Annotated in this window: 12 protein-coding genes; 5 read left to right on the top strand and 7 right to left on the bottom strand. The window is 74.6% G+C overall.

Annotated elements, in window-relative coordinates; translation table 11 throughout:
- Positions 1-82: 82 nt before the first annotated feature.
- A complete protein-coding gene (locus IF47_RS0102455; protein ID WP_245640965.1) occupies positions 83-997 on the top strand; it encodes a hypothetical protein in 915 nt (304 codons plus the stop codon).
- A 51-nt stretch (positions 998-1,048) separates the two neighbouring features.
- On the opposite strand, the gene IF47_RS0102450 is transcribed toward IF47_RS0102455, so the two are convergent.
- Positions 1,049-2,368 carry a cell division protein PerM gene (locus IF47_RS0102450; protein ID WP_157839911.1) on the bottom strand — a complete coding sequence of 440 codons (1,320 nt, stop codon included), beginning with the start codon at positions 2,366-2,368 and terminating at the stop codon, positions 1,049-1,051.
- Positions 2,369-2,606: 238 nt separating this feature from the next.
- On the opposite strand from IF47_RS0102450, the gene IF47_RS0102445 reads away from it, so the two are divergent.
- Positions 2,607-3,437: an RNA polymerase sigma factor gene (locus IF47_RS0102445; protein WP_157839910.1), complete on the top strand. Its 831-nt coding sequence runs from the start codon at positions 2,607-2,609 to the stop codon at positions 3,435-3,437.
- A gap of 127 nt (positions 3,438-3,564) precedes the next feature.
- On the opposite strand, the gene sucD is transcribed toward IF47_RS0102445, so the two are convergent.
- From sucD to IF47_RS0102420, 5 genes are all read right to left on the bottom strand, one after another.
- Positions 3,565-4,449: a succinate--CoA ligase subunit alpha gene (gene sucD, locus IF47_RS0102440; RefSeq protein WP_031506268.1), complete on the bottom strand. Its 885-nt coding sequence runs from the start codon at positions 4,447-4,449 to the stop codon at positions 3,565-3,567.
- Positions 4,450-4,474: 25 nt separating this feature from the next.
- A complete protein-coding gene (sucC, locus tag IF47_RS0102435; protein ID WP_031506267.1) occupies positions 4,475-5,647 on the bottom strand; it encodes an ADP-forming succinate--CoA ligase subunit beta in 1,173 nt (390 codons plus the stop codon).
- Between the two features lie 447 nt (positions 5,648-6,094).
- On the bottom strand, positions 6,095-7,285 hold the full coding sequence (locus IF47_RS0102430) for a VWA domain-containing protein (protein ID WP_031506266.1): 1,191 nt from the start codon (positions 7,283-7,285) through the stop codon (positions 6,095-6,097).
- Positions 7,282-9,669, bottom strand: a complete 2,388-nt coding sequence (locus IF47_RS0102425) for a DUF5682 family protein (RefSeq protein WP_078591497.1) — start codon at positions 9,667-9,669, stop codon at positions 7,282-7,284. The genes IF47_RS0102430 and IF47_RS0102425 overlap by 4 nt, the downstream gene beginning before the upstream one ends.
- A complete protein-coding gene (locus IF47_RS0102420; RefSeq protein ID WP_051716912.1) occupies positions 9,666-10,805 on the bottom strand; it encodes an ATP-binding protein in 1,140 nt (379 codons plus the stop codon). Before IF47_RS0102420 ends, IF47_RS0102425 begins: the two co-directional genes overlap by 4 nt.
- Before the next feature lie 195 nt (positions 10,806-11,000).
- Between IF47_RS0102420 and IF47_RS0102415 the strand changes: the two genes are divergently transcribed.
- The gene (locus IF47_RS0102415) at positions 11,001-12,404 is read left to right on the top strand and encodes an SWIM zinc finger family protein (RefSeq protein ID WP_031506263.1); all 1,404 of its coding nucleotides are present in this window, start codon (positions 11,001-11,003) and stop codon (positions 12,402-12,404) included.
- Positions 12,401-13,999 (top strand): DUF5691 domain-containing protein, encoded by a 1,599-nt coding sequence (locus tag IF47_RS0102410; RefSeq protein WP_031506262.1) that lies wholly within the window; start codon positions 12,401-12,403, stop codon positions 13,997-13,999. The genes IF47_RS0102415 and IF47_RS0102410 overlap by 4 nt, the downstream gene beginning before the upstream one ends.
- Before the next feature lie 10 nt (positions 14,000-14,009).
- Here IF47_RS0102410 and icmB read toward each other — a convergent pair whose 3' ends face one another.
- The gene (gene icmB / locus IF47_RS0102405) at positions 14,010-14,426 is read right to left on the bottom strand and encodes a coenzyme B12-dependent isobutyryl CoA mutase small subunit (RefSeq protein WP_031506261.1); all 417 of its coding nucleotides are present in this window, start codon (positions 14,424-14,426) and stop codon (positions 14,010-14,012) included.
- A 433-nt stretch (positions 14,427-14,859) separates the two neighbouring features.
- Between icmB and IF47_RS0102400 the strand changes: the two genes are divergently transcribed.
- Complete coding sequence (locus IF47_RS0102400; protein WP_078591496.1) at positions 14,860-15,765, top strand: esterase/lipase family protein; 906 nt, start codon at positions 14,860-14,862, stop codon at positions 15,763-15,765.
- The last annotated feature ends 18 nt before the right edge of the window (positions 15,766-15,783 follow it).

Below are 15,783 nucleotides of genomic sequence, written 5' to 3'. Positions count from 1 at the left end.
CGCATCCGTGACACGGCGGGAGGCGGAGCCGGGGCGTCCGCACCGCGCCGGGACGACACCTCAAGGGGAAGACACAGACCACATGACGGACCGACGCCGCCGCGCGGCCCTCGCATCCTCGACCGGCACCCCCACCGGCGGCATCCCCACCGGCATCCCCACCGGCACTGCCTCGGTCCTGATCCGGCGGCGGTGGTCCTCCTCCGACGCCTCTCCCGGAGCCGCCTTCGGCCCGGTCGCACGAGAGGCCCGAAACTCCCGCGACTCCGCGGACGACAACCCCTTCGCTCCGCCGCCCGAGGACCGTCCGGAACGGCCGTGGCGTCCCCGTCTCCCGGGCGGTTCCAACTCCGCCGCCTCCGGCGAGGGGCGCGACGGCGACCGGGACCGCCCGGAGAACCCCTCCCCCGAGTGGGGCGGCCGGTGGAGCAGCCGCCAGCCGCGCCGCGACAGCGGCGGATTCGGCGGGAACGACCGCCCCGAGGGGCCCGGCGCCCGGGGCGGCGGCCCGAACGGCATGCGCTGGGACCCGACCGACCCCGTCCAGCGGCGGGCACGGTACGCCCTGCTCGCGGGCATGTGGGCCTTCTTCTTCGCACTCTTCGGCTTCCCCTGGGTCGCGACCCCGCTGGGCGCCCTGGCCGTCTACTGGGCCATCGGCACGCTGCGCGCCAAGTCGGGCGAGCGGTCGGACGGCGCGCGGGCCACGGCCGAGGACGTGGCGGGCACGGAGCGTCCGGCCGTGCCCGGCGCCGATGCCGCGCCGCCCCCGGCCGACGGGCGCGGGTACCGTCCGCCCACGACCGCGGCGGTGAGCGGGCTGATCACCGGCCTCGTCGCGTTGGCGGTCATCGGGGCGCAGTTCTCGGTGCAGATCGTCTACCGCGACTACTTCGTCTGTGTGGAGGACGCCCTCACCAACTCCTCGCGCGACGCGTGCGAGCGGCACCTCCCCGAGGAGCTGCGCCCGATCTTCGGCGAGCCCGACTCCGAGTGACGCGCCCGTCCCGACCGTGACGCTCCGCGCGGGGCGTCACGGCCGGCGCCGTCACCGGCGGGGCGTCCGCAACCGCCAGGCCCGTAGGACGAGGGAGCCCGGCACCCCCAGGGCGGCGGTCCAGGCCAGCGCGGCGGCCCCGGTCCACCACCAGGCCGGGCCGAGGTGGGCCAGCGCCCCGGTGCCCAGCGGCCCGCCCGCCCAGCCGGCCAGCACCGCCATGGCCGCCCCGCAGCCGCAGGCCGCCAGCCAGGCCGCGCCCGCGGTCTGCCATCGGCCCAGCGCGCACCGTCCCGGCTCCCCCCGCTCCGGCACGGCCGCGCCCGCCACGTACCGCGCCGCGACCAGCCCGGCCGCCAGCGGCACGGAGCCCGCCAGGGTCCAGGTCAGGGGGGTGCCCTGTCCTTCCACCGGGAGCGCGGCCAGCAGGGGGAAGTCCGGCAGGCGCGGCAGGTCGGTCACGGCCATCGGCGTCACCGCGCTGTCCCCGCCGAGCGTGAAGCCGGGGCCGAGGCACCAGGCGGCGCCCCAGACGGCGGCGTTCGGCACCAGCGCCAGGGAGAGCAGCAGGGTCGCCGCGTACCCGGACCAGCTCGGAGCGAGGGGCGGGAAGGCCGCCCGCTGTCCGGTGGCGACGTGCCAGAGCAGGGCGCCCGCCGTCAGCAGCGCGCCCCCGGCGCACAAGGTGGCGGTCGACGCGGCGGCGCCGCGCAGCGCGGCCGACGTCCCGGTCCGGGTGAGCACCGCCCGGACGGCCGCCGGTGTGCGGGCCCGCGCACGCCGCACCCGGCCGGACAGGACGACGGGCCGGCCGAGTCCCGTCCAGCCGCCGGCCACGACCGTCGCGACCACCACGAGAGGCAGGCGCAGCGCGGCCCCCAGCGGATCGACCCGGATCGGTCCGGAGCCGGCGTAACCGGTGACGGCCGCCGCGACCAGCAGGTATCCGGCGCCGATCCACCAGGCGGGCCGCCACGGCCGGTCGCCGTCCGTCCCGTCGCGGACCGCGCCGCGGGCCGTGCGGTACAGCAGCCACAGCGGCAGGACGCACAGCAGCAGCGGGGTCAGGCCGACGGGCGCGGGGACACCGCTGAGGGTTTCGACGCGGACCAGCGGGGCACCGTGTGCCATCAGCCACAGGTCGGCGGCGATGTGAAGGGCTCCGCCGGGCCCGCTGTCGGGGTAGGGCGAGGTGGTCCACAGCAGCAGGACGACGACCGTGATCCCCGCCAGGCCCAGCCCGGCGGCCGTCACGCCGTCGAGCAGGCGCTCCCGAGAGGAGACAGGGGAACGGCGGACCGGGACGAGGAGCGGCGGGGGCTGTGCGGGAGGGGAGGGCGGCGTCACACCGTGGCGGGTCGCGGGATGCACGCCGTCATGGTGCCAACAACGCCCGGCTCACGGCGGTAGCGGGGAAATGATCGATGTGTCGCACACAATACGTTATGGACTTTTTCACACTGGGCATCCGTACCGAGTTCGCACAGACGTCCAGAGCGATCCATGGAAGGCGGGCGGCGTGACCGAGACGGTTTCCCTCCCTGCTCCCGGCCGCGGACCGGCCTCTGTAGCCGTGCCCGATGCCAAGCCCGAGCCCACGCCCAAGCCCGTGTCCGCTTCCGAACCCACGCCCGAGCCCACGCCCACGTCCGAGCCCACGGCGGCGAGCACCCCGGCCGGGGCCTTCGACCTGCTGTACGAGCGGCACGTGACACCGCTGCTGCGACAGACGTTCCTGCTCACCGGCGACTGGCGGGCCGCCGAGCGGTCCGTGACGCACGCCTTCCGACGGGCATGGGAACGGTGGCCCGAGGTCGCCGTGGACCGCGATCCGGGCGGCTGGGTGCGGGCGGCGGCGCACGATCACGCGCTCGCGCCCTGGCACCGCTTCCTCCCCCGCCGCCGTATGCCCGAGGGCGGGGGCGCACCGGAGCACGGCCCGCCGTCCGAGGGCGCGCGGGACGACGACCGGGAACTGTTGGAGGCGCTGCTGAGCCTGCCGCCCTCCTACCGCCGGACGCTGCTCCTGCACGACGGGCTCGGACTCGGCCTGCCGGAGACGGCCGCCGAGAGCGAGGCGAGCACCCCGGCCACGGCCGGACGGCTGATGCACGCGCGCGAGGCTCTGGCCGAGTACGTGCCCGAGCTGAGCCGCGTCGCGCCGAAGCCCCGGCGGGAGATGATCCGCTCGCTGCTGGAGGGTCTGGTGGCCGCCCGTCCCGTGCCCGAGGCCCCGCCCGCCCGCACGGTGCGCGACGGCGGCGAGCACCTGGCCCGGCGCCGTACGGGCGCGGCGCTCGGGCTGACCGCGCTGGTGGCGGCGGCGACGGTGGCCGCGGCGGTCACGGGCCCCGAGGGACACGCGCCGCGGGAGGGGACGCCGACCGTCTCCGTCCACTCCCCGGGCCGGGAGGCCGTGGACGCGGGGGCGGACGACTGACAACCGACGCCGGCCGACCGGGGATTGACGGCTGACGGCGGCCGAACACCGGAGGCCGGGCACCGGAGACGGCCGCGGGCCCGCGCCCCGACAGGCGCGGGCCCACGTCACACGGCGGGAGAAGCCGTCAGCCGGCGAGCACCTCGCGTGCCAGGCGGGCGGTCTCGGACGGGGTCTTGCCGACCTTCACGCCCGCGGCCTCCAGGGCCTCCTTCTTCGCCTGGGCGGTGCCGGAGGAGCCGGAGACGATGGCGCCGGCGTGGCCCATGGTCTTGCCCTCCGGGGCGGTGAAGCCCGCGACGTAGCCGACGACCGGCTTGGTGACGTTGGCCTTGATGAACTCGGCCGCACGCTCCTCGGCGTCGCCGCCGATCTCGCCGATCATCACGATCAGGTCGGTGTCGGGGTCCTCCTCGAACGCCTTGAGGGCGTCGATGTGGGTGGTGCCGATGATCGGGTCGCCGCCGATGCCGACACAGGTGGAGAAGCCGATGTCACGCAGCTCGTACATCATCTGGTACGTCAGCGTGCCGGACTTCGAGACCAGGCCGATGCGGCCCGGCTTGGTGATGTCGGCCGGGATGATGCCCGCGTTGGACTGGCCGGGGGTGATCAGGCCGGGGCAGTTCGGGCCGATGATGCGGGTCTTGTTGCCCTTGGCGCACGCGTACGCCCAGAACTCGGCGGTGTCGTGGACGGCGATGCCCTCGGTGATCACCACGGCGAGCGGGATCTCGGCGTCGATGGCCTCGACGACCGCGCTCTTGGTGAACTTCTCCGGGACGAAGACGACGGTGACGTCGGCGCCGGTGGCCTCGATGGCCTCCTTGACCGTGCCGAAGACGGGTACCTCGGTGCCTTCGAAATCCACGGTCGTGCCCGCCTTGCGCGGGTTCACGCCGCCGACGACGTTGGTGCCGGAGGCCAGCATGCGCCGGGTGTGCTTCTGGCCCTCGGAGCCGGTCATCCCCTGGACGATGACCTTGCTTTCCTTGGTGAGGAAGATAGCCATGGTGTGTCGGTGTCCTCGTCCTTCGTTACTTCGCGGCCAGCTCGGCGGCGCGCTCGGCAGCGCCGTCCATGGTGTCCACCTGCTGCACCAGCGGGTGGTCGGCGTCGTTCAGGATCTTGCGACCCAGCTCCGCGTTGTTGCCGTCGAGACGGACCACCAGCGGCTTGTTGACGTCCTCGCCCTTGGACTTGAGCAGCTCCAGGGCCTGGACGATGCCGTTGGCGACGGCGTCGCAGGCGGTGATGCCACCAAAGACGTTGACGAAGACGGACTTCACGTCCGGGTCGCCGAGGATGATCTCCAGGCCGTTGGCCATGACCTCGGCGGAGGCGCCGCCGCCGATGTCGAGGAAGTTGGCGGGCTTGACGCCGCCGTGGTTCTCACCGGCGTAGGCCACGACGTCCAGGGTGCTCATGACGAGGCCCGCGCCGTTGCCGATGATGCCGACCTGACCGTCGAGCTTGACGTAGTTCAGGCCCTTGGCCTTGGCGGCGGCCTCCAGCGGGTTGGCCGCGGCCTTGTCCTCCAGGGCGGCGTGGTCGGGCTGGCGGAACTCGGCGTTGGCGTCCAGGGACACCTTGCCGTCCAGCGCGACGATGTCGCCGGAGGAGGTCTTGACCAGCGGGTTCACCTCGACAAGGAGGGCGTCCTCCTTGACGAAGACCGTCCACAGCTTCTTCAGGACGTCGGTCACCTGGTCGGCGACCTCGGCCGGGAACTTCGCGGCCTCGACGATCTCGCGGGCCTTGGCGTCGGTCAGACCCTCGGAGGCGTCCACCGGGATCTTGGCCAGGGCCTCGGGCTTGGTGGCCGCGACCTCCTCGATGTCCATGCCGCCCTCGACGGAGGCCATGGCGAGGAAGGTGCGGTTGGCGCGGTCCAGCAGGAAGGAGACGTAGTACTCCTCCGCGATGTCCGCGGTCTGGGCCAGCATCACCTTGTGGACGGTGTGGCCCTTGATGTCCATGCCCAGGATCTGCCGGGCCTTCTCGACCGCGTCCTCCGGGTCGGAGGCCAGCTTCACACCGCCGGCCTTGCCACGGCCGCCGGTCTTGACCTGGGCCTTGACGACCGCGCGACCGCCGAGTCGCTCGGTCACCTCACGCGCCGCTTCGGGCACGTCGATGACTTCGCCGGCCAGAACCGGCACATCATGCTTGGCGAAGAGGTCCCTCGCCTGGTACTCGAACAGGTCCACGCGCGTCCGTCCCTACTAGTGGTGTCGCGGTTCGTTGTGAGCGTGTGGGCGTGCCGCGTGGCCGCGGCGTCTGCGGGGGCGCGCGGCATGTCCGCCTTGCAGGTTAGCCCCGTAAATGTGCCCTGCCTAAATTCCGGCTCACACCTGAGCGGTGACAACGGTCACAGACGGGCGGCCCCTCGCCGCGGGGGGCCGAACCCGTGTGAGGTGGGAATTCGGTTGATCGTCATGGTTGTCCGGGACGCACGGTGACCTCGGTCACCGGGATCACCGAAGCCGCCTGCGGGCCGGCTCGTGGTATTCGCGGCACTCGTGGCAGAGGCCGCCCGGAGAGCCGTCGGGCCGGCTCCGGGCGGCACGCGGCGGATGGCGCCGAGGCCCATGGCCGCGCCGGCCGTTCACTCGGTCCACATCGGTCCGCATCGGTCCGCATCGGTCGCCGAACGGTCACTCCGCGGGGACGGGCAGGGGCCGCTTCTCGATCGCGGCGGCCATCACCTCCGGGAAGTGGTCGGGGGTGCAGGCGAAGGCGGGCGCGCCCAGCGCGGCGAGGGCCGCGGCGTGCTCGCGGTCGTAGGCGGGGGCGCCCTCGTCGGAGAGGGCCAGCAGCGCGACGAACTGCACCCCGGCACTCTTCATCGCGGCGACCCGCTTGAGCATCTCGTCGCGTATGCCGCCCTCGTAGAGGTCGCTGATGAGGACGACGACGGTCTCGGCGGGCCGGGTGATCCTCGACTGGCAGTAGGCGAGCGCCCGGTTGATGTCGGTGCCGCCCCCGAGCTGGGTGCCGAACAGCACGTCCACCGGATCGTCGAGCTGGTCGGTGAGGTCGACGACGGAGGTGTCGAAGACGACCAGCCGGGTGGAGATCGACCGCATCGAGGCCAGCACGGCGCCGAAGACGGAGGCGTAGACCACCGAGGCGGCCATGGAGCCGGACTGGTCGATGCAGAGGACGACGTCCTTCTTCACCGCCTGGGATGCCCGGCCGTAGCCGATGAGCCGCTCGGGCACGACCGTCCGGTACTCGGGCAGGTAGTTCTTCAGGTTGGCCCGAATGGTGCGGTTCCAGTCGATGTCCCGGTGGCGGGGGCGGTGGACCCTCGCGGACCGGTCCAGGGCGCCCGTCAGGGTCGACCGTGTCCTGGTCGCAAGCCTGCGCTCCAGCTCCTCCACCACTTTGCGGACGACCGCGCGGGCCGTCTCCCGGCTGGTCTCGGGCATCACCCTGTTGAGTGAGAGCAGCGTCCCGACCAGGTGGACGTCCGGCTCCACCGCCTCCAGCATCTCCGGCTCCAGCAGCAGCGCCGACAGGCCCAGCCGGTCGATGGCGTCCTTCTGCATGACCTGGACGACGGAGGTGGGGAAGTAGGTGCGGATGTCGCCCAGCCAGCGCGCCACGCTCGGCGCGGACGCGCCCAGTCCGGCGGACCGCCGGCCCGAGCGCGCGTTCCGGCCGTCGCCCCCGCCGCCCCCACCCCCGTAGAGGGCGGCCAGGGTGCGGTCCATGGCCGCGTCCCGTCCGGTCGGTTCACAGCCCGTGCCGTCGGCCTCCCCGCCGCCGAGGACCAGCCGCCAGCGTCGCAGCCGCTCGTCCGCCTCGGCCCGCGCGTCCTCGATCGTGGTCGGGTCGCTCATCGTGCGGTCACCGCCTTCCGTGCCGTTCCGGCCGGTTCCGTCGTGTCCTTCCGGTCCTTCTGGTTCTTCCGGTCCTCCGGAGCAGCCGGGGCAGCCGAGCCCGCCGGGCGCGTCCCCAGCAGCAGCCGCAGGGTCGGCAGGACGGCGTCGGCCCGCTCCCCGTCGAGCCCCGTCCCGAAGCCGGGCACCGCCTCCCACTCCGCCGCGCCCGGCCCGCCCGACCCCGTCGGGCCGCGCCGGACCAGCTCGCCGACCGTGCGCCGCACCCCCGGCTCGTACGCGGCGAACGTCCGGCGCAGCAGCGGCAGGACGTCCGTGAACGACTCCCCCGGTATCCCCGTCAGCCAGGTGTCCACCAGGCCCAGCAGCCGTTCGTCGTGGGCGAGGAGCATGCCGCCGCCCGCCAGGAATCCCTCGATCCAGGCCGCCGCGTCCCCAGGTTCGGTGCCCGGCGAGAGGGCGAGCCCCATCAGCCGGGCCGCCTCGTCGTCCTCGAGCCGCCCGTCGTCCAGCAGCAGCCGGGCGCAGCGGCCCCGGACCACTCCGGGGACGCGGTCGCGCTCGGCGAGGGTGCGCAGCACCGCCCGCCAGCGGGCGAGCAGCTCGTCCCGCTCCAGCAGGACGATCGCCCGGTGCGCGGCGTCCACATGGCCGCGCATCTCGGCCGCGCCGTCGGCGTCGAGCCCCGCACAGGCGGGCGGCAGCCCGACGCACACCCGCTCGGCGAGCCCTTCGGCGACCTCGCGCAGCGCGGCGGCGTCCGTGCCGCGTACGTCTCCGTAGCGGACGGAGCGCACCAGCGCGGGCAGGGCCTGGGCGAGGTGGCCGACGTCGGCGTCGAGGGCGGCGCGGTCGGCCAGGGCGCGCATCACCACGGGCAGGGCGTCGCCGAGCCCGGCGAGCAGGCAGCGCTCGGCCAGCTCGGTGACCTCGGCCAGCGCCTCGGCATCGCGGGCCAGCGCCTCGGCCTTGGCGGTGGCCGCCCCGACCACGGTGGTGCCCCACACCCCGGCCTCGGCGACCCGCACCGACAGCTCCGGTCGCCAGCACAGCCGCCAGGTCTCCCGGAAGGTGCCGGTGGTGCCCGTGCGACCGCGCGCCGGTTCGCCCCAGTCGACGCCGAGCAGCCGCAGCCGGTGCAGCAGTCTGCTGCGGGCGGTGTCGTTCTCCCCGCGCAGGTCGAGGTCCAATTCCCGCTCGCGCGCCTCGGGTTTCAGGCGCAGCGACCTCTGGGTGCGGGCCAGATCGCGCTGGAGGGGCACGGCCGGCACCTCCCGGGGCACCTCGCCCAGGGCGTCGCCCACGATCAGCCGGTCGTGGACGAGGGCGAGCGGCACGTCCGATCCCTCGCACATCACGGCCCGCACCGCGTCGACCGTCTCGCCCAGTCCGGGCAGCGGTCGTCCGCGCAGGGCGGCGAGGGTGTCCGCCAGCCGGACCGCCTCGATGACGTGCGCCGACGACACGGCGATGTCCTCTTCGCGCAGCAGCCGGGCGACCTTCGTCATCCACCGCTCCACGGGCCGGTCGGGCGAGGAGAACAGGTGCCCGTACCAGCCGGGGGAGGTGATGCCGGCGCCGTAGCCGCTGTGTCGGGCCAGCCGCTCGTGGGTCCACGGCACCCAGGTGATCTCCGTCTTCGCCTTGGGCAGCCCCTTGAGGAGTCGCCGATCGGCGGTGACGGTCGTCCGGGCGGTGAGCGCGGGCACGTGCCAGGCGCCGCAGACGACGGCGACGGCGTCGTCGCCGAACTCCTTCCGCGCCTCCCGCAGCCGCAGCCGCATGTGGGCCTCGCGCACCGCGTCGCGCCGGTGGCCCGGGTCGCCGAGGGGGCCGCCGCGCGTCTCGCGCAGGGCGGCCATGGCGTCGGCGAGGACGGCGAAGGGCGCGCAGGGGTCGGCGGAGAGCCCGCCGCGGTGCTCCACGACGTCCTCCCACCAGCGCTCGGGATCGTCGTGCCCGGCCGCCTCGGCGAGCACCCGCAGCGGGTCGAGGCGCACCCCCTCGGCCTCCGGCTCCTCCTCGCCGGCGCTCTCCTCGGAACCTTCCGACATCAGCGAGTGGGCGGCGGGCAGGTCGAAGAACCGCACCGGCACCCCACGGGCCAGCGCCCAGCGGATGGCGACCCATTCGGGGGAGAACTCCGCCAGCGGCCAGAACGCCGCCCGGCCCGGCTCGTCCACCACGTGGGCCAGCAGCGCGACCGGCGGGCGCATCTCCTCGTGCGCGGCCGCCTCCACCACCGCGTCGGCCTCCGGCGGGCCCTCCACCAGCAGCACCTTCGGTTCGCGGGCCGTCAGCGCCGCCAACACCGCCCGCGCCGATCCGGGGCCGTGGTGGCGCACGCCCATCAGCAGCGGACCCGCGCCGGGCACGGTCGTCATGCGCTCACCTCGCGGCAGGCGCGGTAGAAGTCCTTCCAGCCCTCGCGCTCGCGGACGACCGCCTCCAGGTACTCCTGCCAGATCACGCGGTCGGCGGCCGGGTCGCGGACGACGGCGCCGAGGATGCCCGCGGCCACGTCGCTCGCGCGCAGCACCCCGTCGCCGAAGTGGGCGGCCAGGGCCAGCCCTCCGGTGACCACCGAGATGGCCTCGGCCGTCGACAGGGTGCCCGAGGGCGACTTGAGCTTGGTGCGGCCGTCGGTGGTGACCCCGTCCCGCAGCTCGCGGAAGACCGTGACGACGCGGCGGATCTCGTCGATGCCGTCGGGGACGGCCGGCAGGTCCAGCGAGCGGCCGATCTGCTCCACGCGCCGCGCCACGATGTCCACCTCGGCCTCGGGCGTCTCGGGCAGCGGCAGCACCACCGTGTTGAAGCGGCGGCGCAGGGCGCTGGAGAGTTCGTTGACGCCCTTGTCACGGTCGTTGGCCGTGGCGATCAGGTTGAAGCCGCGGACCGCCTGGACCTCCTCGCCCAGCTCCGGGATCGGCAGCGTCTTCTCCGACAGGATGGTGATCAGGGTGTCCTGCACGTCGGCCGGGATGCGGGTCAGCTCCTCGACCCGGGCGATCATGCCGTCGGCCATGGCCCGCATGACGGGGCTGGGCACCAAAGCCTCGCGACTGGGGCCCTTGGCCAGAAGCTGCGCGTAGTTCCAGCCGTAGCGGACGGCCTCCTCGGCCGTTCCGGCCGTGCCCTGCACCAGCAGGGTGGAGTCGCCGCTGACGGCCGCCGCCAGGTGTTCGGAGACCCACGTCTTGGCGGTGCCGGGCACCCCCAGGAGCAGCAGGGCCCGGTCGGTGGCCAGCGTGGTGACGGCCACCTCGACGATCCGGCGCGGGCCGACGTACTTGGGGCTGACGACCGTGCCGTCCGGCAGGGTGCCGCCGAGCAGGTAGGTGGCGACGGCCCAGGGCGACAGCCTCCACCGCTCCGGGCGCGGCCGGTCGTCCACGGCTTCGAGGGCTTTCAACTCCTCGGCGAAGGCGTCCTCGGCGTGGGGCCGCAGAGCGGCCGGTGCGCTGGTGGTGGCGGTCACGTTCTCCCCCTCGCAGGCGGCTGGTTCCGGTTCGCCCATCACCTTGCACGTCACCACTGACATTCCGGCCCGGATCGACGTCTCCGCAGGTCACAGCGGTGCGAACAAGATTGTCAGTGGTGGCTCATACGGTCTTTCACATGCTGCATCGCACAGAGAGCGATCTTCCGATTCCGGTCTGTGAGAGCAACGGCGACGACAGCCACGCGTCCGTGTGGGGAGAGCGAAGGGCACATGAGCACGGGGGAATCCCGCTGGTCTGCGGAGCAGGTGCTGGCGCTGGCGCCTGACGCGGCATCCCGGAAGGCCGGGGCGAAACTGGCCGCGCCCGGCCCCTGGTCCGATACCGGGGCGGGACGGGGCGCGGTCTGGGGGCAGTGCAAGGGCAGCGGAAGCAGGCCGTACCGGACGGTGGTGGACGTCGCGGGCGGCAGCGCTCCGGGGTACCGGTGTAGCTGCCCCAGTCGGAAGTTCCCCTGCAAGCACGCGTTGGGGCTCCTCCTGCTCTGGTCGGAGGGCGCCGAGGCGGTGCCGGACGCACCGGGGTCCGTTCCGGAGTGGGCCGAGTCCTGGCTGGACGGGCGCCGCGAGCGGGAGGGGAGGGAACTCCGCAAGGCAGCCGCCGCCCGCGACGGGGAGCGGGCGGCGGCCCCCGCCGACCCGAGGGCCGCGCGCCGCCGGGCCGAGCAGCGGGCCGCGCGGATCGCGGCGGGCGCCACCGAGTTGGAGCGGCGTCTGGAGGATCTGCTGCGCGGCGGGTTGGCGGGCGTCGAGCAGTCGGGGTACGCCGTCTGGGAGGAGACGGCCAAGCGCATGGTGGACGCCCAGGCGCCGGGGCTGGCCGCGCGGGTGCGGGAGTTGGGGTCGATCCCCGGTTCCGGCGCCGGATGGCCGTCCCGGATGGTGGAGGAGTGCGCCTTGCTGCACCTGCTCGGCCGAGGGTTCCTGGGCATCGACGGACTGCCGGAGCCGCTGGCCGCGACCGTGCGGTCCCGGGTGGGGCTCACCGTGGAGAGCGCCGAGGTCCTCGCCGACCGCGACGCGGTGGTGCGCGACGACTGGCTGGTGCTGGGGCAACACGACGGCGAGGACGGAAGGCTGACGACGCGCCGCGTCTGGCTGTACGGGCTGCGCACCGGGCGGCCGGCGCTGCTGCTCTCCTTCGGGGCGGCCGGACGCGCTCCGGAGTTGACGCTGCCGATCGGCTCCTCGGTGGACGCCGATCTCGCCTACCACCCGGGCGCGCGGGCGCTGCGCGCCGTCCTCGGGGAGCGTCACGCGGCGCCGGAGCCGGGCGGTGTGCCGCCGGGGGTGGGCGTCCACGACGCGCTGGCCGCGTACGGGGCCGCCCTGTGCGGCGATCCCTGGTTGGAGGGCTGGCCGGTGATCCTGGCCGACGTGGTGCCCGTGCCGGTCGGCGAGGGCTGGCAACTGGCGGACGCCGAGGGCGACTCGGCGCTGCCGGTGGCCGTGACGGAGGCGACGCGCTCCCGAATGTGGCGGCTCGCCGCCGTGTCGGGCGGCGGGCCGGTCACGGTGTTCGGGGAGTGCGGGCCCCGGGGTTTCACCCCGTACACGGTCTGGTCGAAGAGGGCGATACCGCTCACCGTTGCGGACGTCGGAGGAGGTGCCGCGTGAACTGGAACGAGCTGGTGGGCGCCGCGCTGTTGGGCGCCGAGCGACGCACCCCGCCCGGCGGGTCGGTCGCGGCGCTGCTGGACGCCGCCGCGGTGGAGACGGTGCGGCGGCGGGCCGGGCTGCGTCCCGCCGCCGCGGCGCCGCGGCCCGAGCCCGCTCCCGAGGATTCGCGTCCACCGTTGCCGCCGGCCGCCGCCCGTCGGCTGGCGCTGCTGCTCACCGACCGCCCCGGCGCCGGAGGGGGACGCCGGGGCGCCGCGCCCGACCTCGCCGAGTTGCTCCCCCAGTGGCTGACCGCCGCCAACGCCCACGGCTACCGTGCCCCGGCCGAGTCGCTGCCCGCCCTGTTGGACGCGGCCCGCGCCCGCACCGACCTGCGCGCGGGCGCCCTGACCCTGGGCGGGCCCCGAGCCCTGTGGCTGGCCCGGCTCAACCCGGACTGGAAGTTCGCGCTGCGCGGCGGGACGGGGCGCGGTGTGGAGCCCGCGTCGGGCGCGGCGGCGGCCGACACGGCCGGGCCCGACGAGGCCGCCGCCCGGCGGCTGTGGGAGGAGGGCCTGTTCGCCGAGCGGTCCGCGCTGTTGGTGTCGCTGCGGCGCCGCGACCCCGCGGCGGCCCGCGAACTGCTGGCGAGCACCTGGTCCGCGGAGCGGGCGGAGGACCGGCTGATGTTCCTCGACTCGCTGCGCGAGGGCCTGTCCCCGGACGACGAGGCGTTCCTCGAACAGGCGCTGACCGACCGCAGCCGCACCGTCCGGGCCACCGCCGCCGAACTGCTGTCGGCGCTGCCCGGCTCCGCGCTGGCCGCGCGGATGGCGGTCCGGGCCCGGGCCTGCGTCGCCCTGGATCGCACCAGCCGGTCCGTCCGGCTGGCGGTCGAGGCGCCGTACGAGTGCGACGCGGGCATGCAGCGCGACGGTGTGTCGCCCAAGCCCCCCACCGGTCGCGGCGAGCGGTCGTGGTGGCTGGCCCAGGTGGTGGAGGCCGCACCGCTCGACGGCTGGTCGGAACACCTGGGCAGCCGCACACCCGCCCAGATCGTGGCCCTTCCGGTCGCCGACGACTGGGCGTCGGAGGTGCACGCCGCCTGGGCGCAGGCGGCGGTGCGCCAGCGGAACACGGCGTGGGCGCGGGCCCTGCTGGGCAAGCCGTCCGCCCCGGTGACGGCGGTCCCCGGCGATCCGGCGCGGCTGTTGACCGTGCTGCCCCCGGAGGAACGGGCGGAGTGGGCGGCGGAGTTCATCGCGGCCCACGGGCTGTCCGAGGCGTTCCGGGTACTGGGGGTGTGCGCGGTCCCCTGGGCCGAGCCTCTGGGGCGCGCGGTGGTGGACGCGCTGGAGATCGCACGGGACGCGGGCAGCTACCCGTGGAGCTTCAGCGGGGTGATGGGCCTGGCCGAACGCTGTCTGGACCCGGCCCAGGCCGACCGCCTCGCCCCGCTGGCCGCCGTGCCCGACGAGCCGGAGGGCGGGTCGCCGGGGGCCGGCGGCTACTGGGCGGAGGCGTTCCAGCGGCTGGTGGCCACGCTCCACCTCCGCGCCACGATGCTCGCGGAGCTGGACCCGGCGCGGGGCGGCCCGGCGCCGGGGCGGTGATCCCGGTGCCTCAGGCCGCCACCGAGCCCGAGCCGATGTGCGAGCGCACCCACTCGACCACGTCGCCGGTGGGGGCCCCCGGGGTGAAGATCGCGGCGACGCCCTGCTCCTTGAGCGCGGGGATGTCGTCGTCGGGGATGATGCCGCCGCCGAAGACCTTGATGTCCTCCGCGTCACGCTCGCGCAGCAGCTCCAGCACCTTGGCGAAGAGCGTGTTGTGCGCGCCGGAGAGGATGGACAGGCCGATCGCGTCGGCGTCCTCCTGGATCGCGGTGTCCACGATCTGCTCGGGCGTCTGGTGGAGGCCGGTGTAGATGACCTCCATACCGGCGTCGCGCAGCGCCCGCGCGATCACTTTCGCACCGCGGTCGTGGCCGTCGAGGCCCGGCTTGGCGATCACTACGCGGATCGGACCCGACACACCCATCACTGCCTCCCACAACACCTGCGATCCAATCCGCCCGTCTGGCCTTCCCAGCGAGCGGCTGTCGGTGAACGCACGTTATCGCCAGCATCCCGCGCCCGGCAGTTTCGCGACACGGAGGGAGGGGGAAATCACACATGGTTCATCCACGCGTGCCCGTGTCCGCCTCCCGTCGGGCCCGTTCCGTCGAGCGTCACGTCCAGGCATCGCGACGCGACACGGCGTACCTCCCGATCGGTCGGGGAACCGCGGCGGGACACCGTGCCGCGGCGCCGCCTGCCGGGCGGCGCGGTGGCGCGGCGTACCCCGGTCCGTCCCGTCTCCCCCGGTCGCCCGCCGTCGCCGGAGCGATCGGAGCGCGGTCCGCATCACCGCCGCCCATGGGGGCACACGCAGTGATGTGCCCGTGGTGCACCGCGAGGGGAGGTCGTCGGTCATGAGGGTAACGAGGATGCCACCCTTCGTATCCGGCCTTGTCTCCGGCGTCTTCGGTTTCCTTCCCGGCGTCCTCCCGCTGTCCCTGATTCCCTTGACACCGCGTGGGCTGCGGGCCGCCGCCCTGGAGGCCGCGTTCCTGGCCGGACGCACCCTCCTCTACCCCGTCGGCATCTCACAGGAGCGGTACCCGCCCACCTCCGTGACACGGGAGCGGGAGGGGACGAACTGCCGGCGACCGTCGGACGGGGGCGGCGAGGACGGGCGGGAACGCCCGCCCGTGCTGTTGCTGCACGGCTTCATCGACAACCGCTCGGTGTTCACGCTGCTGCGCCGCTCTCTGACGCGCAACGGCTGGCGGGACGTCCACGCCCTCAACTACTCCCCGCTGACCTGCGACATCCGCCGTGCCGCCGAGCGGCTGGCGGAGTGCGTCGACGAGATCCGCAAGGCCACCGGCCGACGCCGCATCGACATCGTCGGGCACAGCATGGGCGGTCTGATCGCCCGCTACTACGTCCAGCGCATGGGCGGCGACACCCGCGTCCGCACCCTGGTGACCCTCGGAACCCCGCATTCCGGCACCCGCGTGGCACCCCTGATGTCGGCGCACCCGATCGTGCGTCAACTCCGTCCGGGGTCCGAGGTGCTCCGGGAACTGGCCGCTCCCGCGCCGCGCTGCCGCACCCGCTTCGTGGCGTTCTGGAGCGATCTGGACCAGCTCATGGACCCGGCCGAGACCGCCCGGATCGACCACCCCGACCTCGACGCCTGCAACATCCGGGTCCGCGGCCTGGGACACCTCGCGCTCCCCGCGCACTGGGAGGTGGCCGCGGCCATACGGGCCGAACTGACCGCCGGTACGCGCCCGACACGGCCGGACGGAGGAGCCGCCGGAGCCTCCTGAGGGACGGCGCCGGACAGA

Source organism: Streptomyces megasporus (assembly GCF_000718985.1).
GTDB lineage: Bacteria > Actinomycetota > Actinomycetes > Streptomycetales > Streptomycetaceae > Streptomyces > Streptomyces megasporus.
Note: the sequence above shows the minus strand (reverse complement) of the source record. Positions and strands in the feature narration are given on the sequence as shown.